Source organism: Corynebacterium sp. Z-1, from assembly GCF_031844665.1.
GTDB lineage: Bacteria > Actinomycetota > Actinomycetes > Mycobacteriales > Mycobacteriaceae > Corynebacterium > Corynebacterium sanguinis.
In genome coordinates, this window is record NZ_CP134621.1 from 2,207,921 (window position 1) to 2,231,550 (window position 23,630).

General features: G+C 66.5%; 24 protein-coding genes. 6 read left to right on the plus strand and 18 right to left on the minus strand.

The window, feature by feature from the left end; genetic code table 11:
- Window position 1 precedes the first annotated feature (1 nt).
- The gene (locus tag RIU96_RS10750; RefSeq protein ID WP_396136760.1) at window positions 2-1,306 is read right to left on the minus strand and encodes a deoxyguanosinetriphosphate triphosphohydrolase; all 1,305 of its coding nucleotides are present in this window, start codon (window positions 1,304-1,306) and stop codon (window positions 2-4) included.
- 58 nt (window positions 1,307-1,364) lie between these two features.
- Between RIU96_RS10750 and RIU96_RS10755 the strand changes: the two genes are divergently transcribed.
- Entirely contained in the window at window positions 1,365-3,368 is a 2,004-nt protein-coding gene (locus tag RIU96_RS10755; RefSeq protein WP_144690368.1) for a TPM domain-containing protein, read from the plus strand.
- A 19-nt stretch (window positions 3,369-3,387) separates the two neighbouring features.
- Here RIU96_RS10755 and RIU96_RS10760 read toward each other — a convergent pair whose 3' ends face one another.
- From RIU96_RS10760 to RIU96_RS10770, 3 genes are read right to left on the minus strand one after another with little or no spacing between them, the layout of a single operon-like run.
- Complete coding sequence (locus RIU96_RS10760; RefSeq protein ID WP_301717303.1) at window positions 3,388-3,810, minus strand: hypothetical protein; 423 nt, start codon at window positions 3,808-3,810, stop codon at window positions 3,388-3,390.
- Window positions 3,807-4,316, minus strand: a complete 510-nt coding sequence (locus RIU96_RS10765; protein ID WP_144779668.1) for a hypothetical protein — start codon at window positions 4,314-4,316, stop codon at window positions 3,807-3,809. The genes RIU96_RS10760 and RIU96_RS10765 overlap by 4 nt, the downstream gene beginning before the upstream one ends.
- A 24-nt stretch (window positions 4,317-4,340) precedes the next feature.
- Window positions 4,341-5,723, minus strand: a complete 1,383-nt coding sequence (locus RIU96_RS10770) for a glycine--tRNA ligase (RefSeq protein ID WP_144779670.1) — start codon at window positions 5,721-5,723, stop codon at window positions 4,341-4,343.
- Window positions 5,724-5,975: 252 nt separating this feature from the next.
- Between RIU96_RS10770 and RIU96_RS10775 the strand changes: the two genes are divergently transcribed.
- A complete protein-coding gene (locus RIU96_RS10775) occupies window positions 5,976-6,395 on the plus strand; it encodes an ArsR/SmtB family transcription factor (RefSeq protein WP_144779690.1) in 420 nt (139 codons plus the stop codon).
- A 9-nt stretch (window positions 6,396-6,404) separates the two neighbouring features.
- Window positions 6,405-6,866, plus strand: a complete 462-nt coding sequence (locus RIU96_RS10780; RefSeq protein ID WP_144318011.1) for a Fur family transcriptional regulator — start codon at window positions 6,405-6,407, stop codon at window positions 6,864-6,866.
- Here RIU96_RS10780 and RIU96_RS10785 read toward each other — a convergent pair.
- From RIU96_RS10785 to era, 3 genes are read right to left on the minus strand one after another with little or no spacing between them, the layout of a single operon-like run.
- Window positions 6,863-7,603 carry an isoprenyl transferase gene (locus RIU96_RS10785; protein WP_144779672.1) on the minus strand — a complete coding sequence of 247 codons (741 nt, stop codon included), beginning with the start codon at window positions 7,601-7,603 and terminating at the stop codon, window positions 6,863-6,865. The two genes, RIU96_RS10780 and RIU96_RS10785, sit on opposite strands and share 4 nt — an antisense overlap.
- Window positions 7,604-7,610: 7 nt before the next feature.
- Window positions 7,611-8,336 carry a DNA repair protein RecO gene (gene recO, locus RIU96_RS10790; RefSeq protein ID WP_144741148.1) on the minus strand — a complete coding sequence of 242 codons (726 nt, stop codon included), beginning with the start codon at window positions 8,334-8,336 and terminating at the stop codon, window positions 7,611-7,613.
- A complete protein-coding gene (gene era / locus RIU96_RS10795) occupies window positions 8,326-9,249 on the minus strand; it encodes a GTPase Era (RefSeq protein WP_311204981.1) in 924 nt (307 codons plus the stop codon). Before era ends, recO begins: the two co-directional genes overlap by 11 nt.
- Before the next feature lie 145 nt (window positions 9,250-9,394).
- Between era and RIU96_RS10800 the strand changes: the two genes are divergently transcribed.
- Both RIU96_RS10800 and RIU96_RS10805 read left to right on the plus strand, forming a co-directional pair.
- Entirely contained in the window at window positions 9,395-10,183 is a 789-nt protein-coding gene (locus RIU96_RS10800; protein ID WP_258562533.1) for a DUF222 domain-containing protein, read from the plus strand.
- A 6-nt stretch (window positions 10,184-10,189) separates the two neighbouring features.
- Entirely contained in the window at window positions 10,190-10,831 is a 642-nt protein-coding gene (locus RIU96_RS10805; RefSeq protein WP_259812621.1) for an HNH endonuclease signature motif containing protein, read from the plus strand.
- A gap of 63 nt (window positions 10,832-10,894) precedes the next feature.
- Here the strand turns inward: RIU96_RS10805 and pdxY are convergent, their stop codons facing one another.
- The 10 genes from pdxY to RIU96_RS10855 all read right to left on the minus strand — a co-directional run bounded on the left by pdxY (window position 10,895) and on the right by RIU96_RS10855 (window position 21,277).
- Window positions 10,895-11,746 (minus strand): pyridoxal kinase PdxY, encoded by an 852-nt coding sequence (pdxY, locus tag RIU96_RS10810; protein ID WP_136652791.1) that lies wholly within the window; start codon window positions 11,744-11,746, stop codon window positions 10,895-10,897.
- A 32-nt stretch (window positions 11,747-11,778) separates the two neighbouring features.
- Complete coding sequence (locus RIU96_RS10815) at window positions 11,779-13,098, minus strand: hemolysin family protein (RefSeq protein ID WP_136652792.1); 1,320 nt, start codon at window positions 13,096-13,098, stop codon at window positions 11,779-11,781.
- Between the two features lie 5 nt (window positions 13,099-13,103).
- Window positions 13,104-13,667 carry an rRNA maturation RNase YbeY gene (gene ybeY / locus RIU96_RS10820; protein WP_136652793.1) on the minus strand — a complete coding sequence of 188 codons (564 nt, stop codon included), beginning with the start codon at window positions 13,665-13,667 and terminating at the stop codon, window positions 13,104-13,106.
- Window positions 13,664-14,671 carry a PhoH family protein gene (locus RIU96_RS10825; protein ID WP_144318006.1) on the minus strand — a complete coding sequence of 336 codons (1,008 nt, stop codon included), beginning with the start codon at window positions 14,669-14,671 and terminating at the stop codon, window positions 13,664-13,666. The genes ybeY and RIU96_RS10825 overlap by 4 nt, the downstream gene beginning before the upstream one ends.
- An 11-nt stretch (window positions 14,672-14,682) precedes the next feature.
- A complete protein-coding gene (locus RIU96_RS10830) occupies window positions 14,683-15,387 on the minus strand; it encodes a 16S rRNA (uracil(1498)-N(3))-methyltransferase (RefSeq protein ID WP_311204982.1) in 705 nt (234 codons plus the stop codon).
- Window positions 15,384-16,517 (minus strand): molecular chaperone DnaJ, encoded by a 1,134-nt coding sequence (gene dnaJ, locus RIU96_RS10835; RefSeq protein ID WP_136652796.1) that lies wholly within the window; start codon window positions 16,515-16,517, stop codon window positions 15,384-15,386. The genes RIU96_RS10830 and dnaJ overlap by 4 nt, the downstream gene beginning before the upstream one ends.
- Before the next feature lie 29 nt (window positions 16,518-16,546).
- Entirely contained in the window at window positions 16,547-17,566 is a 1,020-nt protein-coding gene (hrcA, locus tag RIU96_RS10840) for a heat-inducible transcriptional repressor HrcA (protein ID WP_136652797.1), read from the minus strand.
- A gap of 21 nt (window positions 17,567-17,587) precedes the next feature.
- Complete coding sequence (hemW, locus tag RIU96_RS10845) at window positions 17,588-18,691, minus strand: radical SAM family heme chaperone HemW (RefSeq protein ID WP_259795010.1); 1,104 nt, start codon at window positions 18,689-18,691, stop codon at window positions 17,588-17,590.
- 3 nt (window positions 18,692-18,694) lie between these two features.
- Window positions 18,695-19,363 carry a hypothetical protein gene (locus tag RIU96_RS10850; protein ID WP_136652799.1) on the minus strand — a complete coding sequence of 223 codons (669 nt, stop codon included), beginning with the start codon at window positions 19,361-19,363 and terminating at the stop codon, window positions 18,695-18,697.
- 96 nt (window positions 19,364-19,459) lie between these two features.
- Window positions 19,460-21,277 carry an AMP-dependent synthetase/ligase gene (locus RIU96_RS10855; protein WP_311204983.1) on the minus strand — a complete coding sequence of 606 codons (1,818 nt, stop codon included), beginning with the start codon at window positions 21,275-21,277 and terminating at the stop codon, window positions 19,460-19,462.
- A 70-nt stretch (window positions 21,278-21,347) separates the two neighbouring features.
- Between RIU96_RS10855 and malQ the strand changes: the two genes are divergently transcribed.
- Window positions 21,348-23,483 (plus strand): 4-alpha-glucanotransferase, encoded by a 2,136-nt coding sequence (gene malQ / locus RIU96_RS10860; protein ID WP_311204984.1) that lies wholly within the window; start codon window positions 21,348-21,350, stop codon window positions 23,481-23,483.
- A gap of 3 nt (window positions 23,484-23,486) precedes the next feature.
- On the opposite strand, the gene RIU96_RS10865 is transcribed toward malQ, so the two are convergent.
- Window positions 23,487-23,627 (minus strand): hypothetical protein, encoded by a 141-nt coding sequence (locus RIU96_RS10865; protein WP_170228648.1) that lies wholly within the window; start codon window positions 23,625-23,627, stop codon window positions 23,487-23,489.
- Window positions 23,628-23,630 lie beyond the last annotated feature (3 nt).

The window sequence follows — 23,630 nt, forward strand, 5'->3', positions numbered from 1 at the left end:
CCTAGCCCATAAACCCCTCGAGGCTGGCGGAGCGCTTGGCCAACCGCTCCAGGCGCGACTCGGTAAGCGACGCGATCTGGTCAATAATGACGCGCTCGCGCTCCTGCTCGGATGGGGCGGTGAGCCACCACTGCTGGAACATGGTGTCCAAGGTGCCGGGGGCGCCGTGGGAGAGGTAGTCATAGACGCGGTAGATGCGGTCGCGCTGGCGGTCCTGGCGCTTAAGGTGGGTGGGCATGTCCATGACGTAAAGCACCGCGACTGTTTTGAGCAGGCGCACCTCGGCCTCGGCCTCGGCGGGGATGATCAGCCGGCCGTGCTGTCGGCCCAGGGCGCCGTCGGGGTTGAGGTCGCTGCGCAGCGCGTCGGGCTGGTTAAAATCAGCGGACCTCGTCGCCGAGGTCACCGCGCCAACGTAGCGCCCCACGAGTTCCGAGGTGAGCTGCTTGAGCCCCGCCCAGGCCGACAGCGAGTAGTTGAAATCCGCCGCGGACGTGATCGCCGGCAGCGCCCGGAGGCGATCGGCCGCCGCAATGAGCTCGTCGGCGGCGCCGCCGAAGGCTTGCGCGCCCTTGTCGGCCAGCGCGGCGAGTTCAACGAAGTCCCACAGCACCTTCAGTGAGACTCGACCGGAGACGATGCCGTCTTCGACGTCATGCACGGAGTACGCAATGTCGTCGGCGGTATCCATCACCTGCGCCTCGATCGGAGGGGCGTCAGTGGTGTGGCCCGCGCGCAGCCATTCCAAGATGTGGCGGTCGGAGTCGTAGGCGGAGTACTTGCGCGCCGTTGAGCCGTCGTCAAGCGTGCGCGTGCGCGGGTACTTGCAGGCGGCATCGAGGGCGGCGCGGGTGAGGTTCAGCCCGAAGGACACCTCACCGTCGATCACCTTCGGCTCGAGGCGGGTCAGGATGCGCAGGGTTTGCGCGTTGCCTTCGAAACCGCCGGCGGTCGCGGCGAGCTCGTTGAGCGCGACCTCGCCGTTGTGCCCGTAGGGCGGGTGGCCGATGTCGTGGGTCAGCCCGGCCATGTCGCACAGGTCGGGGTTGAGGCCGAGGCCTAGGCCGATGTCTCGGGAAATCTGCGCGACCTCGATCGAGTGCGTCAACCGGGTGCGCGGGGTATCACCGTCGCGGGGGCCGACGACCTGGGTTTTGTCGGCGAGGCGTCGGAAGGCGGCCGAGTGCAGAACCCGTGCGCGGTCCCGGGAGAACGCGCCACGCTGGTCCATCGACTCGGGCATCTGCGAACCCTTCGGGCCCTCGGGCGCACGGCGCTCGACGTCGACATCACTGTATGGGTACACGTTGCCCAAGCTTAAAGCGTCGCAGTGCAATGTCGCGGTTGCGACTACCCTAGAACACATGAATCCACGCTATCTTCGCATCCTGCTCGCCGGCCCGCTGCTCGCAGCGGGACTCGGCACCGCCGCCGCACCCGCCGCACTCGCGCTGAGCACTTCGGTCCAGGCACAGGCGACCTCACTTGCGCCCGGCCGGCTTAGCGACGTCGTCACCGACGAAGCCGGAGTCTTAAGCCCCGGGGAGATCAGCCAGATCGAATCCGCCGTCACGCAGGTCGCGGCGGAGAAACAAAAGACCGTCCGCGTGGTCTACCTCGACTCCTTCGGATCCATGAGCGCGGAGCAGTGGGCTCAGGAGGCGGTTAACCAAAATGGATCCAACACCGCGGTCATTGCGATCTCCCCGCAGGAACGCTCATTTGCCGTCGACGCGGGCCAGATGTGGTCCCAGGGCGAGGTCGACGCGATGTACGACGCGGCGTACGCGCGCCTGACCCAAAACGACTGGGCCGGCGCGGCGTTGGCTGCCGTGGATGCAGCAGCGGGCGGCGGCGCAGGCGACGGGCAGGGCGGCCTCTTGGTCGCGGGCGGGCTCGGCGTGGCCGCTGTTGCGGGCGGCGGAATCTGGGCCGCATCGCGGCGCAACACGAAGAAAACCAAGCAGGCCCAGGTCGCCGCCGCGCGCGAGCTGGGCCCGGGAGACACCGATTCCCTGTCGCGCCTGCCCACGCCAGCGCTCGAAGAGCTCGCCCGTGACGCCCTTGTCCACTCCGACGAGTCCATCCGCCAGGGCAAGGAGGAGCTGTCCCTGGCCACCGCGGAGTTCGGCCCCGAGCGCGTGCGGCCCTTTACGTCCGCGATGAACACGGCGAATTCCACCCTGCAGCGCGCGTTCGCCACCCACCAGCGCCTGTACGACGCCATCCCCGAAACCGAGCCGGAAAAGCGCGCGATGCTGATCGACATCATCTCGTCGGCCGGCAAGGCAAACGAAGCTCTGCAGGCCAAGTCGGCCGAGTTCAACGAGATGCGTAGCACGCTCATGCGCGCGGACGAGGAGATCGACAAGATTGTCCAGCGCACGATCGACCTCCGCGCCCGCCTCGAGCCAGCGGAGGCCACACTGGAAGACCTGCGTGCCCGCTACTCAGAGGAGATACTCGCCTCAATCGCCCCGAACGTCGGTGTGGCCAGGGACTCCCTCGATGAGGCCGAGAGGCTGCTGACCGAGGCGCGCAGCGTCGCGTCCCAGCCCGCCGGGCGCCAGGGCGCACTGGTGGACCTGCTGGCCTCCGCTTCCCACGCGGTCGAAGTCTCCGACACCAACCTCGCCGCCATCGAGCACGCCGACACCAACATCCGCGACTCCAGGGCAAACCTTCCCGCCCTGATCACCGAGATCGAGGGCGAACTGCGAGAGATCGAGTCGCTCAAGGGTGCGAGCAAGCAGGGCGCGCAGATCGATGTCGCCGCGCTGGACGCCATTGCCGCCGAGGCTCGCCAGAGTCTGGCTTCGATGGACAACCGCGCCGAGACTGACCCGCTCTCCCTGTACACGGATCTGACCGATCTGGACTCGCGTATCGACGCCCACATCGACGCCGCCCGCGGCGCCGCCGCCGACCAGAACCGCCAACTGACCGTGCTCCAGCAGCAGCTTCAGGTCGCCGGGGCGCAGATCCAGTCGGCTGAGGACCTGATCAACTCTCGTGGTCGCATTATCAGTTCCCACGCCCGCTCCCTTCTGGCCGAAGCGAAGCGCCAGTTCAACGAGGCGCGCAACCGGGCGACGAGCGACACCCGCGGCGCCATCGACTTCGCGCGCACCGCGACCGAGACCGCGCGCCGCGCCTCCAGCTCCGCGAACGACGACATCAACCGCTACCAGCAGCAGCGCAACCAGCAGATGGCAGGCGGTGTGGCGGGCAACATGGCCAACGCGATCATCTGGGGCTCGATCCTCTCCGGCGGCTTCGGCGGCGGGGGCGGCGGCTTTGGCGGCGGTTTCGGCGGTGGCGGAGGGTTCTCCGGGGGCGGGCCCGTCGGCCGCGGCGGCATGTTCTAGGCCGTAGTACTTCTGGGCCCTAGTACAGGGTGCGTCTGGTGGGCGCGTCGACAAACGTTAGTGCCCACGACATAAACACCACATCCAGCATCGCGCCAGCCCCACGTTCCTGCGCCTTAGCTGCCCAGTCGACCTCGAGGTCGCCGTTGGGCAAGCCCCGGGTGCGCGCGATGACGCGGCCTTCGGCGTCGAGGATTTCGCGCCGCTTTCCGCTGGTGCGGTTGAGCGCGTAGGTGCGCCCGGCGCACTCGGCGCGGTAGCGCGACACCGTTAGCCCCGCCTTGGCCACCCGAAAGGTGGATCCGTCGGGCGCGGTAGCGCGGACGTCTGCGGGCGAGGACGAGGACACGCTCAGCGTCACGGCGCCTACCACCACGGCGTCTGCGGTGGCTTCGGCCACGGTGGTGGGGCCGTCGAGAAGCGAGCTGCCCTGCCAGATCATTGGATGAGGAAGACCACGACGACGAAGATGGAGAGGAAGACCAGGAAGGCGATCAGCACGGTCGAGTTGATCATCTTCTTCGTCTCCAGCACCTCGCGCGAGACCCACGCCAGCGCGGCGATGTCGGTCGCGGGGAGCTGGGTTTCACCCTCGAACTCGAGGATCGCGCGGCGCACGCCGTTGTGGTCCTGGGTGAACTGCGCGACCTTGTTGCCAGCGGCGTCGTCGACGATCCAGTTCTTCGACCACTCGTTCACCAGCGCGTAACCGCGGCCCTCGACGGTAACCGGGATTTTCTTGTCGCGCTTGAGGCTGCCGGTGGCGCGCACAATCTCCTCGCCGGCGCGCGTCGCGACCGCGCCGGATTCCGGCGAGGTGACCAGCTCCCACTCTTGGTCGCCGACGGTGGCGCGCTCGTGGGTGAACACCCCGAGCACCTCGGGGCCGTTTTCCGCGAGCAGCTTCAGGTTGTCCTTGTCGCTGCGATCCCAACTGACGTAGTGCATGGGCTTATCTTTCTTCGCGCGCCTCTAGGCGCCGATGAGTTGTGCGGCCAGGTAGGACTCGAGCTCGTCAAGCTTGACGCGCTCCTGCTGCATCGTGTCGCGCTCACGCACCGTGACGGCGTTGTCCTCGAGGGAATCGAAGTCGAAGGTGACGCAGAACGGGGTGCCGATCTCGTCCTGGCGGCGGTAGCGGCGCCCGATCGCACCTGAGGTATCAAAGTCGACGTTCCAGTGCTGGCGCAGCGTCTGCGCGAGCTCCTCCGCCGGGCCGGACAGCTCCGGCTTCTTCGACAGCGGCAGCACCGCGACCTTGATCGGCGCGAGGCGGCGATCCAGCTTGAGCACGACGCGGGTGTCCACCCCGCCCTTCGCGTTCGGGGCCTCGTCCTCGTGGTAGGCGTCGATGAGGAAGGCCATCATCGCGCGACCCAGGCCGGCTGCCGGCTCGATGCAATACGGAATCCAGCGCTCGCCCGAGTCCTGCTCGAAGAAGCTCAAGTCCTCGCCCGAGGCCTCGGCGTGGGTCTTCAGGTCGTAGTCGGTGCGGTTGGCCACGCCCTCGAGCTCACCCCACTTCGACCCGGTGAAGTTGTAGGCGTACTCCACGTCGACGGTGCGCTTGGAGTAGTGCGACAGCTTCTCCCTCGGGTGCTCGTACAGGCGCAGGTTGTCCGGGTTGATGCCGAGGTCGATGTACCACTGCAGGCGGTTGTCAATCCAGTACTGGTGCCACTGCTCGTCCTCGCCGGGCTTGACAAAGAACTCCATCTCCATCTGCTCGAACTCACGGGTGCGGAAGATGAAGTTGCCCGGGGTGATCTCGTTGCGGAAGGACTTGCCCATGTTCGCGATGCCGAACGGCGGCTTCATGCGCGCGGACGTCATCACGTTCTTGAAGTTGACGAAGATGCCCTGGGCCGTCTCCGGGCGCAGGTAGTGCAGGCCCTCGGAGTCGTCGACGGGGCCGAGGAAGGTCTTCATCAGGCCGGAGAAGGCGCGCGGCTCGGTCCAGTTGCCCGGCTGGCCGGTCTCGGGGTCGTTGATGTCCGCGAGCCCGTTGGCCGGCGGGTGTCCGTGCTTCTCCTCGTAGGCCTCGAGCAGGTGGTCGGCGCGGTAGCGCTTGTGGGTGTGCAGGGACTCCACCAGTGGGTCGGTGAACACCTCGACGTGGCCCGAGGCGACCCACACCTGGCGAGGCAGGATGATCGAGGTGTCCACGCCGACGGTGTCCTTGCGCGACTGCACCATGTGGCGCCACCACTGGCGCTTGATGTTCTCCTTCAACTCCACGCCGAGCGGGCCATAGTCCCACGCGGAGCGGGTACCGCCGTAGATCTCTCCCGCCGGGTACACCAACCCACGACGCTTGCAGAGATTGACGACGGTATCGATGTTGCTGGAGGCCATGGACAACTCCTGTAGAAATCAGACGGCGGTTTTAAGAACAGTGACAAAGCTAGTTGCCCAGTGTAGCGGGTCGCCAATTTCAATCGGTGTCGACGCCAAGCGGAGCGTTTCGCCCCACTCCGCGGACAGTCGTCTATCATATTCGGAAAGATATCTCTCCAAGTGCGACCAGCGCTTAGAATAGGTAATAGAAAGGGGCTGAGGGTCGTGAATGGTCTGCAACCGCGGGACGTCGAGCGAACGGCCGCGATTGTGAGCGCTCTTGACTCCCCTCTGCGACTACAAATCCTCCTCCTCTTGCACACATCCCCGCACGTTGTGCACCAGATTGTGTCCACGTTGGACAAGTCGCAGCCCCTGATCAGCCAGCACCTGCGCGTGCTGAAGAAGTCCGGCCTCGTGGATGCGGCGAGGGCGGGTCGCGAGGTCGTGTACACGCTCGCTGAGCCCGCCGTTATTGACATCATTTTTCAGCTCGCTGACCTCGCAACGGTTCGTAACACCGGCACGGGCGAAGACGAGCTTGCTTCTCGACGCCTCTCCGACGCCACCTCGACTACCGAGAATGGCTCGTCCGCGGGCGCGGTAGCGATCATCGATCCCCCTTCTGACATTCGGCCCTCGCGCGACCCCGGCCTGGTGCCATTCACACCGGGGCCTACTCGGGAATAGAATGGGGACATGTCTCGCACACCGTCGGCCACCCCTGCCCCCAAACGTCACACTCCCACGCCCAAGCTAGGCGTCCGCAATACATGGCAGCGCACCGCGGTCGTCGAAGCGCTGCGCGACATCGACAAGTTCGTCTCCGCTCGCCAAATCCACGACGCGCTTGAGCAGCGCGGCGAAAAGGTGGGCCTGACCACCGTCTACCGCACTCTGCAGTCGCTGGCCCAGGTGGAGGCCGTGGATGTACTGCAGAACAAGGACGGCGAGTCTCTCTACCGCCACTGCCTCACCGAGCATCACCACCACCACTTAATGTGCACCCAATGCGGCCGCAGCGAAGAGATCGAAGGCGGCCCGGTGGAGCAATGGGCGCAGCTCGTCGCACAGCGCTACGGTTACGAGTTGGTCGGACACGACGCCGAGGTCTTCGGCGTGTGCCGCACCTGCCAGGAAGAACGCGGCAACAACGCTTAGGCGTTGTACTCAATCGCGCCGCCGAAGCGGCGGTCGCGCTTGGCGTACTCCAGCACGGCAGCGAAAAGGTCCTCGCGGGTGAAATCGGGCCACAACTTCTCCTGGTACACCATCTCCGCGTAGGCCGACTGCCACAAAAGGAAGTTCGAGGTGCGCTGCTCTCCTGAGGGGCGCAGGAAAAGGTCCACGTCCGGCATATCCGGCTGGTACAGCCACTGGTCGAAGGTGTCCTCGGTAATCTCGCTGGGGCGGATCTGGCCGTTGGCTGCGGCGTCGAGAAGCGAGCGCACTCCGTCGACGATCTCCGCGCGGCCACCGTAGTTGACGCACATCACCAGTGTCAGCCCGGTGTTGTCTTGGGTGAGCTCCTCGGCTTTTTCCAGCTCGCGGATCACGCTGCGCCACAGCCGCGGACGTCGACCGGCCCAGCGAATGCGCACGTTTTTGCCGTTTAGCTCGTCGCGGCGGTTGCGCAGCACGTCGCGGGAAAAGCCCATGAGGAAACGCACCTCCTCTGCGCTGCGGCGCCAGTTCTCCGTGGAAAACGCGTACGCCGACAGCCACTGCACAGTGCCGAGCTCGATGCAGGCATCGACGCAATCCATAAGCACGGCCTCGCCCCGCTTGTGGCCCTCCGTGCGCTTCAACCCGCGCTGCTGGGCCCACCTGCCGTTGCCGTCCATCACCACGGCGATGTGGCGAGGAATGAACTCGGGGGCAATGTCGGGTCTGGTCATTGCTCTATTATGCCTGCTCCATAATCTTCAAACTCTTCACGGCCGTCTCCAGATGCCAGTGCAGGTGGGCCGTGGTCAGCCGGTGCACCTGCTCCACCATGTCGGTGGCGGCCGGGTGGCCGTTTTGGATCAGCCACATCACGTGCAGGGTCTCCGGGTCGACGCCGGCCGAGCCGGGCGGGCGGCAGTTGTTGCACACCGCCCCGCCCGTCGGGGCGCTAAACGCCTTGTGCGGGCCCGGGTCCTGGCAGTTCGCGCAGTGAAACAGGCTCAGGCCCCAGCCGGCGTGCTCGGTCGCGCGCAGGATGAACGCGTCGAGGACGAGCGTGGGGTGCTGCTCGGGGTCTTGAAGTTGCTCCAGGGCGTCGCGGGTGGCGTCGAAAAGCGAGCTGCCCCGCTCGGCGTCGGAGTAGCTGAGCTTCTCCGCGGCCTCCAGGATCGCGCAGCCGGCGGCGTAGCGGTCAAAGTCCTCGATGATGCGGCCCGCGAAGTAGGCGACGGTGTCGGCGGCCGTGATAGTGGCCAGGTTGCGGCCCGGGTAGAGCTGGACGTCGATGTCCACGAAGGGCTGGATCCGTGATCCGAAGCGCGAGCGGGACTTGCGCACGCCCTTGGCCACGCTGCGCACGAGACCGTGGTGCCGAGTCAGCAGCACCACGACACGATCGGCCTCGCCGAAATCGTAGGTACGCACCACGAATGCGCGGTCGCGGTAGCTCTCCCTAGAAGCCAAGACGCCCCAGCGCCTTCGGGTCCGACTGCCAGTTCTTCAGCACCTTGATGCGCAGGTCAAGGAAGACGTTCTGGCCGAGCAGCTCAATGATCTGCTTGCGCGCGCGGTGCACGATGCCAGAGAGCCGCCGCCCGTCCGGGCCCTCGATAATCTTCTTCTGCCCCGGGCGCTCGAGGAACATCACGGCGTAAACCCGCAGGCGCTCGGGGTTGTCCGGGTCCGGGTGCATCTCATCGATCTGCACCGCCACCGAGTGCGGCAGCTCCTCGCGCAACCCCTGGAGCGCTTCCTCGCGGATCAGCTCCGAAATCCGCGTCTCCGTGTCCTCGTCCGTGACGTGCCCTTCCGGGTAAAACTGCGGGCCCTCGGGCAGGTGGTCGACAAGGATGTCCAGCAGCACGTCGAGCTGCACGGCCTCGGTCGCGGAGACGGGCACGACCTCGCAATCCTCGCCAAGCAGGTCGTGCAGCTCCACGAGACGCTCGCCCACGGTGTCCTTGTTGGCCTTGTCCAGCTTTGTCACGATGCCGACGATCGGGGCGTTGGGCTTGATCGTGCGGATCTGCTCCAGGATGAAGCGGTCGCCGGGGCCGATCTTCTCATCCGCCGGGACGGTGAAACCGATGACATCGACGTCGGCGAAGGTGTCGCGGACGACGTCGTTAAGCCGCTCGCCGAGCAGCGTGCGCGGGCGGTGCACGCCAGGCGTATCGACGACGATGACCTGCGCATCCTCACGGTTGATGATGCCGCGGATCGGGTGGCGCGTCGTCTCCGGCTGGTCCGCCATGATGGCGATTTTCTCCCCCACCAGCGCGTTCGTCAGCGTCGACTTACCCGTGTTCGGGCGGCCGACGAAGCTGACGAAGCCGGAGCGGAAGCCCTCAGGCGTGTTCGTATTCATAACGGCCATCTTAGCTGGGGCGGGTGGCGTGGCCGGTTTCGTCGCGCGGGGTGTTTGCGCCAAAGTGCACACTATGGTGACAAGCTAGCACGTGTGCGCTAAGTAGGCGCTAGTATAATTGGGCACAGGCATTCGAAAGCGGAAGGGGGAAGTCATGGAAAGGCTCACCGCACTAGTTGATGCGTATGAAGACACGTTGAACCAGCTCTGCATGCTTTTCGACGACCCCACCACGCTCGCACTCCACGACATCCACGCCGAGATGGAATGCCTGGAAAAGGTCTCGGCAAAGCAGGCGTACATCGACGCGGCATTCGCCCACGTGTGCGCCCGCGAGGACGCGGGGCGCCTCGTCGGCGGCAACTGGCCCAGCGACTACCTGGAAAAGGCCCTCGGCATCTCCCGCGGGGAGGCCTTCCGCCGGCTCGACCGGGCCAAGGACCTGTTCGACCCGCCCGTGCAGCCGCCCCAGCCCGAGGAGTCGGCTCCGCTGTTCGACCCAGCGTCCTCGGATACACAGGACCAGACGCGCTCCGACTCCCAGGAAGTTTCCGCCGAAAAGCAGGCGATCATCGACCGCGAGCTGCGCAAGCTGACCAAGCACGCCGGCGTTGAGCGCCCCGCGATCTTCAAGCGCGCCATGGCGGAGGCGAAGACCCGCACCCCCGAGGACCTCCACGCATTCGTGCGCCGGCTCGTTGATCGCGCCAACCGCAAACACAAGCCGGTCAACGACCCGAACGCCGGGTTCGACAGGCGCGGCGTGAGCTTTACGCCGAAGAAGGCCGACGGGACGCGCACGATGAGCGTCACGCTCACCGAAGCCAACTATGCGCTGATCAAGGTCCTGCTCGACCACAACCCCGGCCCCGGCTCCAACATTCCCGACGCCATCGCCGACGACACCCGCATGCCCGCGCAGCGCAAGTTCGACCAGCTGTGAAACATCATGATGCAGTACGAAAACGACCGCCAGGCTAAGAACCGCGGCGCGGCCTCCGTGGTCATCTCGATCACCCTCGACGACCTCGCGGACGCCGACTTCACCACGACCTTCCCCACGAACACCGGCGCGGAGTTGTCCTGCTTCGACCTCGTGCGCCTCGGGATGGGCGGGACCGAGGACTTCATCTTGCACATCGACCGCGCCACGGGTGTCCCGCTCTCACTGGGCAGGACCCGCCTCGCCAGCGTCGCGCAGCGCATCGTGGCACTGGCCATCCAAGGCGTCTGCGCCTGGACCGGCTGCTCGGTGCCCACGTCCGAGGCCGAAATCCACCACATCCTGTCCTACATTCGCGGCGGGAACACGGATATGCAGAATCTAGCCGCTATGTGTCGCCGCCACCACCGGTTCAACAACGACGCCCGAGACGGCTCGCACGGCAGATCCCACGTCGAGAGAGACCCCGCGACGGGCAGGATCGGCGTGGTCAACCCCGATGGCAGCATCGAGTACAACGACACGCAAGGGTTCCACGACTCAGCCTGGGCGAAGCTTTTCCGGCGCGGACGCATCAGCGGCCTCAGCGCCCCCGGCCTGCCACCGGACCCGCCTGTCTTTCCCGCCGAGCCCAAAGCCAGCGCCTAACGCCCGCACGCCCCGATTTCTCTCGACGGGAACCGGGCGGCTTGGCGCGTGTTAGCACACCGTTTACAGTGCCTCTACCTCAAACTGCAGCCGCGGCTGCGCGTAGGCGTCCTGCGCCTCCACCAGCAGCAGCTCCCCTGCCCCCGCCTCGTAGGTCGTCGACAGCAAATCAAACACCGACGAGGCCGTGCGCGCCAACGCGTCCGCGGCATCACCGCTGCGGATGTAGTGGCCGGTAAACAGCGCCGAGGCCACATCACCCGACCCGTTGCGCTTAAACGGCAACCGTGGCGTGCGCACAATCCACGACCCCTTGTCGTCGACCACGATCATCTCGAGGAAGTTCTCGGGATCCGCCTCGGGGCGCTCGACGGACGTGACCAGCACGGTCCGCGGCCCCATCTCGCGGGCCGCCGCAACCGCGTCCAGCGTCGAGTCCAGGTCCGTCGCCTCCCGGCCGGTCAGGTACCCCAGCTCGAACTGGTTCGGGGTGATGATGTCGGCCACCGGCACCACGCGGTCGCGCAGCAGCGGCGGGATGGTGTCGGCGACGAAGCAACCCGACTTCGCGTTGCCCATCACCGGGTCGCACGCGTAGACGGCCGCGGGGTTGAGCTCCTTGACGCGAGCAACGGCGTCGATGATCACCCCCGCGATGTCGTCGCCGCCCTGGTAGCCGGACAGCACCGCGTCGACCTGGCCCAGCACCCCGCGCTCGTCGATACCGGCGATCACGTCCGCGACGTCCGCAGCCGGGATCATCGGGCCCCGCCACGCGCCGTAGCCGGTGTGGTTAGAGAAGTTGACGGTGTAGACCGGCCACACCTCGTGCCCGATGCGCTGCAGCGGGAACACTGCCGCCGAGTTGCCCACGTGGCCGTAAGCGACGGCCGACTGGATGGAGAGGATGTTCATAGTCCCCTATTGTGCACCACGCCCGCTGGCGGCTACTGAGCGGACTGGTACTCGTCGATCACGTCGGGCAACTCGATGAGCACGCTGCGCACCTTGATGCGGCCGCGGCGGTCGCGCCCACCCTCGGCGGTGAAGCGCAGCTCGGAAACTTCCACCGAGGACCCGGGCAACGGAACGCGGCCGAGCTCGAAGGACAGCAGTCCGGCGACAGTGTCTACCGAGTCGACGATCTCGTCGTCGAAGGACAGCTCGTAACCGACGTTGTCCTGCAGATAGTCCACCAGGTCGTCGAGAGGCAGGCGCGCCTGCGCGCGGTAGCGCGGCCCTTCAAGCGGCTCGATCGGCGCCATCTCCGCCTCGTCGTACTCGTCGGTGATCTCGCCGACGATCTCCTCCAGCAGGTCCTCCATGGTGAGGAGTCCGGCGACGCCGCCGTACTCGTCGATAAGCATGGCGATGTGCGTGCCTCGCTGCTGCATCTCGTGGAGCAGTACGTCGAGCGGCTTCGACTCGGGGATGAACAGCGGCTCGCGCATCACGTCCGCGATTGAGGTCGCCGGGTCGAGGGGGCGGCCGTCCGAAGTGAACATGTCCTTGAGGTAGACAACGCCCACGATGTCGTCGGCGTTCTCCCCGATCGCGGGTACGCGCGAGTGCCCGGAGCGCACCATCAGGCGCGTGGCCTGCCCCACGGTCTTTTCCGCCTCGATCCAGATCATCTCCGGGCGCGGCACCATGACCTGCTTGGCGTAGGTGGAGGCTAAGTCGAAGATGTTCTGGATCATGCGGTGCTCGGTGGTCTCCACCACCCCGCGCTCCTGGGCGATGTCCACCATCTCGCGCAGCTCGATCTCCGTGGCGTAAGGGCCCTCGCGGAAGTCGCGGCCCGGGTGGAAGAGGTTGCCCACCCAGATCAAAAGCCGCGCCACCGGGCCAAGGACCACGTTGAACGCCACGAGCCACTGGGCGGCGCGCAGCGAGATCGAGTACGGGTTGCGCCGCCCCGCCGTGCGGGCGAACACGCCGATGATGCCGAACTGCAGCAGCGTCACACCGGCGACCGCGACGAAAATCGCCCAGGAGACAGCCCCAAACAGATCCAGCGTGAACATGGCGGCGAAGACGGCGGCGGTGACGTCCAGCACCGTACGCACCATGACCAGCATGTTGACCTGATTCGCCCGCGAATCGACGACCCGCATCAACGCCCGGGAGCCCGGGACGTCGTCCTTGAGCATGCTCTCCACGCGCGCCCGCGAGATCGGGGCGAGCGCCGATTCCACGGACCCGAGCAGGCCCGAGGCGAGCAGCGCAGCGAGCGCGACCACCGCGTATGTGACGGTGAACTCCACGAGCGCTACTGCTCCTTCATCCGGCGGTCGAGGTCGTCGCGGTCGGCGGCGGAGGGAAACGCCTGGGCCCCGGTGGGCTTCGGCTGGTACTGCACCCCGCGCGCGGCGAGGTTGTCGTACCAGTCGGCGAGGATCTCGTTCTGCAGCGAGAACATCTCGCGCTCGTCCTCGGGCGCGATGTGGTCGTAGCCGAGCAGGTGCAGCACGCCGTGGACGGTCAGCAGCGCCAGCTCGTGCCCGAGGTCGTGGCCCGCGAGCTCCGCTTGCCTACGATCAAAGGCCGGGCACAAAATGATGTCACCAAGCATCGCCGGGCCGGGCTGCGCCGCATCCGGGCGGCCGCCGCCGGGGGTGAGCTCGTCCATGGGGAAGCTCATCACGTCGGTGGGCCCCTCGAGGTCCATCCAGCGGACGTGGAGGTCCGCCATCGTGGGCTCGTCGACGAGCGTGATGGTCACCTCGGTCTCAGGGTGGACGTCCATGGCGGCCAGTGCGAAGGAGGAGACGTCGACGAGCATCTCTTCGTTGATGTCACCCTCGCCGGACTCGTTTAGCACCTCGATGCTCATGGCAGCGCCCTTTCTCGCTCCGCCTGCTTCTTCTCGTAGCGCGCCGCGTTGGTGGCGTCGTGGCGATCGTAGGCCTCGACGATGCGCGAGATCAGGTGGTGGCGCACCACGTCCTCCGCGCTGAGCTCCTCGATGTAAATGTCGTCGATGCCACCGAGGATGCGCCGCGCCACGCGCAGGCCGGAGACCGTGCCACTGGGCAGGTCCACCTGGGAGACGTCACCGGTGACCACCATCTTCGAGCCGAAGCCGAGGCGGGTCAAAAACATCTTCATCTGGCTGCCCGTGGTGTTCTGCGCTTCGTCGAGGATGACGAAGGCGTCGTTGAGCGTGCGCCCGCGCATGTACGCCAGCGGGGCGACCTCGATGATGCCGGCATCGAGCAGCTTCGGGATCATCTCGGGGTCCAGCATGTCGCGCAGAGCGTCGTAAAGCGGGCGCAGGTACGGGTCGATCTTGTCGTTGAGCGTGCCGGGCAGGAAGCCGAGCTTCTCGCCGGCCTCGACGGCCGGACGGGTCAGGATGATGCGTTTGACCTGCTTGGATTGCAGCGCTTGGACCGCCTTCGCCACCGCGAGGTAGGTCTTGCCCGAACCCGCAGGCCCGATGCCGAAGGTGATCGTGTTCTCATCGATCGCATCGACGTAGCGGCGCTGGCCTGCGGTTTTCGGACGAATCACCTTGCCGCGGCGCGCGACGATCTCGGCGCCGAGGATCTCCGCGACCGACTCCGGCGCCTCGGTCTCCATAATCCGAGTGGCGTGGACCACGGTGTCGGGCCCGACAGGCACCCCGCGGCGCGCCATCGATTCAATCTCGTCGAGGACCCGGGTGGCGTGGGCCACCGCGGCGACGGGCCCGCGCAGCGTGACCGTGGTGCCGCGGGCGTGGATGTCCGCGCCGAGCTGCTGGTTCAGCACCCGCAGGTTGTCGTCGTTGATACCGAGCACCGCCTGGGCGTAGGTCGAGTCGAGCTCAACCTTGCGCGTCACCAGTTCTTCCATAATGTGAAACCCTACCAGCGCCCCGTGACAGCGCCGATCGCGCACAGCGCCGCGAACCCCGCCGAGGCTGTGCGCAACACCTCCGGGCCGAGCTTGACGGCCTCGGCGCCCAAGCTCTTGAGCTCCTCGGGCCCGATGCCGCCCTCCGGCCCGACGATGACAAAGACCTCGTCGGCGAACTCGATGTCCGTGATCGACCGCTTCGCGTCCTCGTGCAGAACGAGCGCCTGCTTGCCGACAACCCGCTCACGCAGCTGGTTCGTCGTCACAGGCTCCGCCACCTGAGGCACCCACGCCCGGCGCGACTGCTTGGCTGCCTCGCGCGCCACCGCCTGCCACTTGGCCACCTGCTTGGCCTGCTTGTCCGCGGGCCAGCGCGCGATGGTGCGCTGCGAGATCCACGGTACGATCGCGTCGGCGCCGCCTTGTACGGCCAAGTCGACGGCGAGCTCGGCGCGGTCCGCCTTCGGGATGGCTTGGACGACGGTGACGCGCGGGGTTGGCTTCGGCACCTGGGTGAACCCCAGCACCTCGCCGCGCAGGAAGTCCTTACCGCGCACCTCGGTCACCGTGACCTCGGCGGCGGTGCCGGCGCCGTCGACAAGCATGATGCGCTCGCCCACGGCGATGCGCTTGACCGTGACCGCGTGGCGGCCCTCCGCCCCGTCGAGCTCGCCGCGGGCGGGGTCCGGGGTGATGAAGACCGGCAGGCTCATCGGCGGAAGCGGCCGCGCATCCGGCCGAAGAAGGACTCGTTGTGGCCGGCGTCCTCGCTGGCCACCGACGCGGAGTGGGCGTGGCCGTCGCGCAGGCCCTCGAGCGCCTCGCGCTCCTCGGGGCGAAGCTCCGTGGGCACGACTACCTCAATGTGCGCGATCATGTCGCCGGCCTCCTGGCTGCGCAGCCGCGGCATGCCAGCGCCGGTGAGCACGACGCGCTCGTTCGGCTGTGTGCCTGCCGGCACCTCAATCGAGGCCTCGCCGCCGCCGAGAGTATCCACCGTTAACGAGGTGCCCAGGGCCGCCTCGTACATCGGCACCGTCACGCGCAGATGCAGGTTGTCGCCCTCACGCGCGAAAACTGGGTGCGGCTGCGTGTGAACCTCGACGTACAGATCGCCTGCGGGCCCGCCGCCGTGGCCGACCTCACCCTGGCCCGCCATGCGGATCCGCATGCCGTCGGCGATACCGGCCGGGATGTTCACAGTCAAATCGCGGCGCGAGCGCACCCGGCCATCTCCCGCGCACTGGCGGCAGGGATCCTTGATCAGCTCGCCGAACCCGCGGCACTTGGGGCAGTCGCGGGTGGTCATGATGTTGCCGAGGAAAGACTGCTGGACCTCCTCAACCGAGCCAGTGCCGTGGCAGTGGTCGCAGGTCACCGGCTTCGACTTCGATTCGGACCCGGTGCCGGTGCAGGCGTCGCACAAGACGGCGGTGTCGACGGTGACTTCCTTCTTTACGCCGGTGAAGGCGTCGTCAAGCGTAATGGCGGTGCGCAGCAGGGCGTCATTGCCGGGCTGCACGCGCGAGCGCGGCTCACGGCCCTGGCCTGCGCCGCCGAAGAAGGCCTCGAAAATGTCGCCGAAGCCACCAAACCCGCCTGCCCCGCCCGGCCCGGCGGCGCCTTGCTCCATCGGGTCGCCGCCGCGGTCAACGATGTGGCGCTTGGAGGGGTCGAGCAACACCTCCTGCGCCATGGAGATCTCGCGGAACTTCTCCGCGGCCTCCTCGGACGGGTTGACATCCGGGTGGTACGTGCGCGCCAGCTTGCGGTACGCCCTCTTAATCTCCTGCTCGGTCGCCTCGCGGTCGACGCCGAGGATCCCGTAATAGTCACGAGCCACTGTCTCAGATACGCCTTTCTAAAAAGCTTCTACTCTCCACGCAGGATCCGGCTAATGTAGCGGGCCACCGTGGCAACCTTTTGAATCGTACCGGGGTAGTCCATGTAAGTGGGACCCACCACCCCTAGACCGCCGAGGGCTTCCCCGGTGCCGTATGCAGTTGTAACAATCGAGGCGCGGGAAAATTCCTCGTCCTCGTTCTCGCGGCCGATGCGCACGCTGACGCGCTCGAGCTCCTGGGCACTGGCGAGCAACTTGAGCACCACAACCTGCTCCTCGAGCGCGGCGATGACACTATGCAGATCGCCCCCGGAGGCGGAGACGTGGGTGAGGTTGGCGGCACCCGCGATGAGCAGCCGGTCGCTCGGGGTGTCCACGAGCGTTTCAATGAGCACCGCGGTGGCGCGCTCGACGGCGTCCGCAATCCGCGCGTCGGCGAGCTCCGCCAGCTTCGCCAGCGACGTCGAGGCCTCCGACATCGTGGCCCCGACCAGCACGGTGTTGAGGGCGTCGCGGAGCAGGCGCACGTCCTCGACGGCGAGTGCGGTGGCGAGCTCGACGTTGCGCTGGTCCACCCGGCCCGAGTCGGTGATGACCACCAGGAGCAGACGCGTCGGCGCCAACGCCACCACCTCGCAGTGCTTCACCCGCGACACCTCGAGGGTGGGCAGCTGCACTACGGCGGCCTGGTTGGTAATCTGCGCGAGCAGCTGCACCGAGCGGCGCAGCACGTCCTCAAGGTCGGTGCCGTTTTCCAAAAAGTCCAAGATCGCGTGGCGCTCCGGCGCCGAGAGCGGCTTGACCCCGTGCAGCGCGTCGACGAAGGCGCGGTAACCCTTCTCCGTGGGCACACGGCCAGAACTGGAGTGCTGCTGGGCGATGAAGCCCTCCTTTTCCAGCACCGACATGTCGTTGCGGATCGTCGCGGAGGAAACGCTCAGGTTGTGCCGCTGCACGAGCGACTTCGAGCCCACCGGCTCCTGCAGGGCGATGTAGTCGGCCACGATGGCGCGAAGCACCGCCTGCCTGCGATCTTCTGCCCCACTCATGCCCACCACCTTACCCGCGCGCTATTCCGCCGCCAGAATGTCGGTGATGATGCCGTCGGCAAACAGGCGCCCCGCGTCCGTGACCGCGACCCGCTCGCCCACGGAGAGCAGACCCGCGCGCGCATGCTTGTCGACGACCCCCCACGCGCTCTCGCCTATCCACTCGCGCGGGATTCCCTCCTTCAACCGCAACCCCAGCATGATCGCCTCGAAGTGTTGCTCCTGCGCGGTCAAAGATTCCTGATCCGCGATAGGCAGCGATCCGCCGGCGAGCAGCTCGCTGTAGCGTTCGGGGCGCTTGACGTTGTGGAATCTCGTGGTGCCGATGAAGCTGTGGGCGCCGGGGCCAGCTCCCCACCACTGCCCCCCGCGCCAGTACAGGAGGTTGTGCCGGCACTGCCCGCCTTCACGCGCCCAGTTAGACACCTCGTACCAGCCGAAGCCAGCGTCCTCGAGGGTGCCCGAGATGATCTCGTAGCGGTCGGCGTAGACGTCCTCGCTCGGTGCCGGCAGCTCCCCGCGACGGACCTTCCGAGCCATCGCGGTGCCGTCCTCGACGATCAGCGAGTACGCGCTGACGTGGTCGACGCCCGTTGAGAGCACCGCATCGAGGGTTGCCCGCACATCGTCATCCGTTTCCGTCGGGGTGCCGTAGATCATATCGAGGTTGACGTGCTCGAACCCGGCGTCCAGCGCCTCTTTCGCCGCCGAGACGGCGCGGCCCGGGGTGTGCATACGGTCGAGCACCTTGAGAACAGGTGTCGAGGCGGACTGCATCCCCAGCGACACCCGGGTGAACCCGGCTTCAAGCAGGCCCTCGAAATACTCCGGGCTGGTGGACTCCGGGTTCGACTCCGTGGTCACCTCCGCGCCAGGTTTCAGGCCGACGTGGGTGTGCACCATCTCCATGATGCGACCCAACCCCGCCGCCCCGAGCAGCGAGGGCGTTCCGCCTCCGATGAACACGGTGTCCGCGGGGGAAGTATCCGCCTTCGCCAACTCGGCTTCTAGCGCGCGCAGGTACGTTTCGTGCGAGGTTTCGACCTCGGTGGGCGTGTAGGTGTTGAAATCGCAGTAGCCACAGCGGGTCGCGCAGAACGGCACGTGGATGTACAGGCCGAACAAGATCTAGGCACCCCGGCGTGAGCGCTTCGCGGCGACCTTGGCCACGATCGCGTCAATCCGCGCGCGCTCCGCCAAAAACGTCGGCGGGTTCGAACCGCGCATCGTGCGGGTGAACGCGGGGTGGTCGACGCAGACGGTTTCCATCCACCCTTCGACAGCAGCCTCGACGAGCTCGCCGACGCGGGCATAAAGGTGCGGCAGGCTCACCGCACCGAGTTCGCGGGCGACCATGTCGGTTTGCTCGAGGGTGAAGCTGACGATTTCGGTCAGATGCTGCACAGTCAGCTCGGTACGGCCGGTCAGCGCGTCGTTCATCGTGCGCACCGAAAACGGCGCGGTAAGCGGGTAGAGGTCTTCCAGGCCGATCGCGTCGAGGAACTCCGGTTCAGGGATGCGCTCCTCGGCGGACGCCGAGGCGGAAAGCACGCCGGCGCGCATCCCCGAGGTCAGCGCTTGCCGCAACCCGATCAGCTCGCCGACGACGCGGCGCGCGTCCTGGCGGGCGTCATCGATGATTTCCGAGAACTCTGCGAGGCAGTCGTCAGTGAGCTCGCCGTCGTAATCGGCAATCGATTCCGCGATGTGCTCGATATACTCCGCGACCTCGTCACCGATGTTGTAGATTTCCTGGGTCAGCTCACGATGGCGCAGCACCGCGGCGGTTTTCTGCACGATCCATCCCCCTTCAATCTACCTTTGCAACATGTGACGATTCGCTGGGGAAATGGTAGCGCCCGCGCGGTGAGAATCCGCGCGGCGCGCCGAGACTTAGCGTTGGTAGAGCGCTTCGATCTCGTCGGCGAAGCGCTTGACGACGACGTTGCGCTTGATCTTCATCGTCGGGGTGATCTCGTCCTCTTCCTCGCGTAGGTCGCGCTCGAGGATGCGGAACTTCCTGATTCCCTCCGCCTTGGACACGGTCTTGTTCGCCGTGTCCACGGCGGACTGCACGGCTGCGATCAACTTGTCGTTGTTCTTCAGCTCGCTGAGCGGAGCGTTCTCGTCGATGCCGTTCTTCGCCTTCCACCGCTTCAGCTCAGCCTCGTCGATGGTGACCAGCAAGCCGACGAACGGCCTGCCATCGCCGACCACGATGGCATTCGCGATCAGCTGGTCCTGCGTCAGAACCTCTTCAAGCGGACCCGGGGAAACATTCTTGCCTCCAGCGGTGACGATGAGATCCTTCTTACGTCCCGTGATGCGGATGAAGCCGTCGTCGTCAATCTCGCCGAGGTCTCCGGTGGAGAACCAGCCGTCCTTCATGGACGCCTCGGTGGCCTCGGGGTTGTTCCAATAGGACTTCGACACACCGTCACCACTGAACTGGATTTCGCTTTCCTCGGTCACACGCGCCTTAAAGCCCGCCACCGGGCGGCCGACGGTGCCGATGCGCATCTGGCCGGGCTCGTTGACGGAGGCGGCGGCAGTCGTTTCGGTCAGACCGTAACCTTCGTAAATGGTGATCCCCATGCCACGGAAGAAGTGCAGCAGGTCGGCGCCGATCGCCGAGCCGCCGGAGATCGCGACCTGCACCTGCCCGCCCATCGCCGCCTTCACCTTGGAGTAGACGAGCTTGTCAAACAACGTGGCTTTTGCTTTAAGCAGCAGGCCGGGGCCCTTGGTAGTATCCAGCGCCTTGGAATACTCCACGGCCGTCTTTTCTGCAGCCAGGAAGATTCGTTTCGCCACGTCGGAACTGTCGGCCGCCTGGTTGTAAGCCCCCGCGCGGACTTTCTCAAACACGCGCGGCACTCCGAGCACCAGGGCGGGCTTGGAGCGTTGGAATTCCTTGGTGATGGTTGAGGTATCGCCCCAGTGGGACTGAGTCGCCCCCGCGATCATGAGGGTGAAGGTCACGGCACGCTGCAGGACGTGGGCCAGCGGCAGGAATATCACGAAGTGCTTGCCCACAGGGGCACCAAGCGAGGTAACAAGCTTACTCGACAGCAGACCACGAGCTTCGTGGTACCAGTTGATGTGAGTCAGGTTGACTCCCTTGGGGCGCCCAGTCGTACCCGAGGTGTACACGATGGATGCGAGGCTGTCGTGGGTGATGTTGGCGACCCGGTCGTCGACAAGCGACTGCTCCACATCTGTGCCGTCCGAGGTGATTTCCTCGATGCCTTCGGACTCGAATTCCACGACGCGCACACCCTCCTTGCCTGAGGCGGCGAGGACGTTGTTCACGGCTTCGGCGTGCGCGGCAGTCTCGGCAAAAACGAGCTTCGCGCCGGAGTCCTCGAGAATCCACTCGATCTGGTTCTCGGAGCTCGACGGATAAATCGGCACAGTTACCGCACCCGCGGTGAGGATGGCAAAGTCCGCCAGGGACCATTCGTAACGCGAATCCGAAAGAACCACGACGCGGTCCCCCGGCTCAATACCGTTGGCGATCAACCCCTTGGCCAACGCGTACGCGCTGGCGACGAAGTCATGGGCGGTGATATCGATCCATCCCGCACCGTTCGGCCTTTGGAACAAGACGACCTCCGGGCGGGACTCGCTCAGCTGAATAACGTCGCTGACGACATTCTCTTCTGGCTGGATGGTGAAATCAGGTTCAACGGTAAACGTGGCACTAGTCATAGTCGACAACACTACCCTTACGTGTCACTCCAATGACGACGCCGGGTGACTTTTGGCACAATTGCTTGATGTGACGCACCCAGACCACCTCATGGCCCTTGCTACCGCCTACGGGCTCGGATCTCACTACCGGGCATCGAACGGTCTGATCACCGAGCCCCCTGCTTCCTCCTACATACAGCTGCTCCGCGCCCTCGGGGTGGAACTTACCGACACTCCCGGCGCCGAGGAGTTGCAGTTCTTCCTCGAAGCCAAGCGCGAGCGCGAAGCCACCCGGCCGCTGCCCGCGTGCGTGGTGGCCACGGCGGGAAGCGAAAAGCACTTCAACGCCCACGTGCACGACGGCCATCCCGCCCACTGCTGGATCCGGCTCGAGGACGGCTCCAGCCGCGACGCCTACCAGGATGAGAACTGGACCGCGCCCTACACCGCCGCCGACGGGACCACGTGGGGGGAGGCCACCTTCCACGTTCCCGGCGACCTTCCCGTCGGGTGGCACGAGCTGAACCTGGAGTCCGACAACGTGGAGGCGACCTGCACCCTCATCGTCGTGCCAGGCGCGCTTGAGACAAACCAACGCTTCATCGCCAACCCAACCTGGGGCGTGATGGCGCAGCTGTACTCGGCGCGCTCGAAGCGCTCCTGGGGCATCGGCGACTTAGGCGACCTCGGGCTGCTCGCCGAGGTTGTGGGTGCCGAAGGTGCGGATTACCTGCTGATCAACCCGGTCCACGCCGCCGAGCCGGAACCTCCCGTGGAGGATTCGCCGTACCTGCCCACCTCGCGGCGCTTCATCAACCCCATCTACATCGCGATCGAGGACGTCCCCGAGTTCTCCAGCCTTGACCCGGAGATCCGCGAGGAGATCCTCGCCGCCGCCGCGCCGCTGAAGGACACCAACACCTCCGCCGAGCCGATCGAGCGCGACGCGATCTACGCCGTCAAGCTCGCGGCGGCGCGGGAGATGTTCTACGTCGCCGAGCACGACGCGCAGCGCCTCGAGGAGTTCGAGGCCTTCGCCGCAAGCGAGGGCGAGGGCCTGCGCGAGTTCGCGCGGTGGTGCGCCGAGCGCGTGAGCGACAGCGGGCGCCATGCCGGACGCGGCGGCGCGCACGACGAGGAGACGGTGCGCTTCTACATGTGGCTGCAGTTCGTCGCCGACGAGCAGCGCCGCGCCGCCCAGCAGCGGGCGAAGGGCGCCGGGATGGACATCGGCATCGTCACCGACCTCGCCGTCGGCGTCCACCCCGGCGGCGCGGATGCCGCCACGTTGAGCGACGTGCTTGTCCAGGACGCCTCCGTCGGCGCCCCGCCGGACCAGTACTCGCAGCAGGGCCAGGACTGGTCCCAGCCGCCGTGGGACCCCACCGCCCTGGCCGAGGCGGGGTACGCACCGTGGCGCGACCTGCTGCGCACCGTCCTGCGCCACTCCGGCGGCGTGCGCGTCGACCACATCCTGGGGCTGTTCCGCCTGTTCTGGATCCCGCGCATGGAGTCGCCGACCGAGGGCGCGTACATGAACTACGACCACGAAGCCATGGTCGGCGTGCTCGCGCTGGAGGCGCAGCGCGCCGGCGCGATCGTCGTCGGCGAGGACCTGGGCACCTTCGAGCCGTGGGTCCAGGACGTGCTGCGGGACAAGGGAATCCTGGGCACCTCGGTGCTGTGGTTTGAGTCCACCCAGCCCGAGGGCTCCCCGAAGCACCCGGGCCAGTACCGCAACCTGTGTTTAACGTCCGTGGGCACCCACGACCTGCCGCCGACCGCGGGCTACCTTAAGGGCGCCCACAACGAGCTGCGCGTCGAGCTCGGCCTGGTGGAGGAGACGCTCGAGGAGCTCAACGCCGCCGACGCGGTGTGGATGGGCGCGGTGCTCGACGTCGTGCGCGAGGCCGGGGCCTTCGAGGGCACCGATTTAGCCGAGCGCGAGTTCGCCGGGCTGGCACCGTCCGAGTTCGGCGACGTTGAGGACCTGCTCGTCGGGCTCAACCGCTTCGTCGCCTCCACGCCGTCGGCGCTGACCTGCACGAACCTGGTGGACATGGTGGGCGACGTGCGGATCCAGAACCAGCCCGGCACCAACGCCGAGCAGTACTCCAACTGGTGCATCCCGCTTGCCGACGCCACGGGCACGGCAGTGCTTATCGACGACCTCCCTGACAACGCGTTGTTCCGGCGCGTCGCCAAGGCGTCGAAAAGAAGCTAGCTCTTAGATCAGCCCCGCGATCGCGGCGATGACCACGAGCGCGAGCATGACGTAGAGCACCTGCGTGACGCGCGACTGGGGGTACTTCCGGCGCGCCTTCGGCAGCTGGGCGTCCTGCCTGCGCAGTTCTTCGGGGTTGGCCATAAT

What these genes read in the sequence shown, in the direction of transcription:
- RIU96_RS10755 (WP_144690368.1), top strand. Translation starts at nt 1,365, where the DNA reads ATGAATCCACGCTATCTTCGCATCCTGCTCGCCGGCCCGCTGCTCGCA.
- RIU96_RS10760 (WP_301717303.1), bottom strand. Translation starts at nt 3,810, where the DNA reads ATGATCTGGCAGGGCAGCTCGCTTCTCGACGGCCCCACCACCGTGGCC.
- RIU96_RS10765 (WP_144779668.1), bottom strand. Translation starts at nt 4,316, where the DNA reads ATGCACTACGTCAGTTGGGATCGCAGCGACAAGGACAACCTGAAGCTG.
- RIU96_RS10770 (WP_144779670.1), bottom strand. Translation starts at nt 5,723, where the DNA reads ATGGCCTCCAGCAACATCGATACCGTCGTCAATCTCTGCAAGCGTCGT.
- RIU96_RS10780 (WP_144318011.1), top strand. Translation starts at nt 6,405, where the DNA reads ATGTCTCGCACACCGTCGGCCACCCCTGCCCCCAAACGTCACACTCCC.
- RIU96_RS10785 (WP_144779672.1), bottom strand. Translation starts at nt 7,603, where the DNA reads ATGACCAGACCCGACATTGCCCCCGAGTTCATTCCTCGCCACATCGCC.
- era (WP_311204981.1), bottom strand. Translation starts at nt 9,249, where the DNA reads ATGGCCGTTATGAATACGAACACGCCTGAGGGCTTCCGCTCCGGCTTC.
- RIU96_RS10800 (WP_258562533.1), top strand. Translation starts at nt 9,395, where the DNA reads ATGGAAAGGCTCACCGCACTAGTTGATGCGTATGAAGACACGTTGAAC.
- RIU96_RS10805 (WP_259812621.1), top strand. Translation starts at nt 10,190, where the DNA reads ATGATGCAGTACGAAAACGACCGCCAGGCTAAGAACCGCGGCGCGGCC.
- pdxY (WP_136652791.1), bottom strand. Translation starts at nt 11,746, where the DNA reads ATGAACATCCTCTCCATCCAGTCGGCCGTCGCTTACGGCCACGTGGGC.
- ybeY (WP_136652793.1), bottom strand. Translation starts at nt 13,667, where the DNA reads ATGAGCATCGAGGTGCTAAACGAGTCCGGCGAGGGTGACATCAACGAA.
- RIU96_RS10825 (WP_144318006.1), bottom strand. Translation starts at nt 14,671, where the DNA reads ATGGAAGAACTGGTGACGCGCAAGGTTGAGCTCGACTCGACCTACGCC.
- RIU96_RS10830 (WP_311204982.1), bottom strand. Translation starts at nt 15,387, where the DNA reads ATGAGCCTGCCGGTCTTCATCACCCCGGACCCCGCCCGCGGCGAGCTC.
- hrcA (WP_136652797.1), bottom strand. Translation starts at nt 17,566, where the DNA reads ATGAGTGGGGCAGAAGATCGCAGGCAGGCGGTGCTTCGCGCCATCGTG.
- RIU96_RS10855 (WP_311204983.1), bottom strand. Translation starts at nt 21,277, where the DNA reads ATGACTAGTGCCACGTTTACCGTTGAACCTGATTTCACCATCCAGCCA.
- RIU96_RS10865 (WP_170228648.1), bottom strand. Translation starts at nt 23,627, where the DNA reads ATGGCCAACCCCGAAGAACTGCGCAGGCAGGACGCCCAGCTGCCGAAG.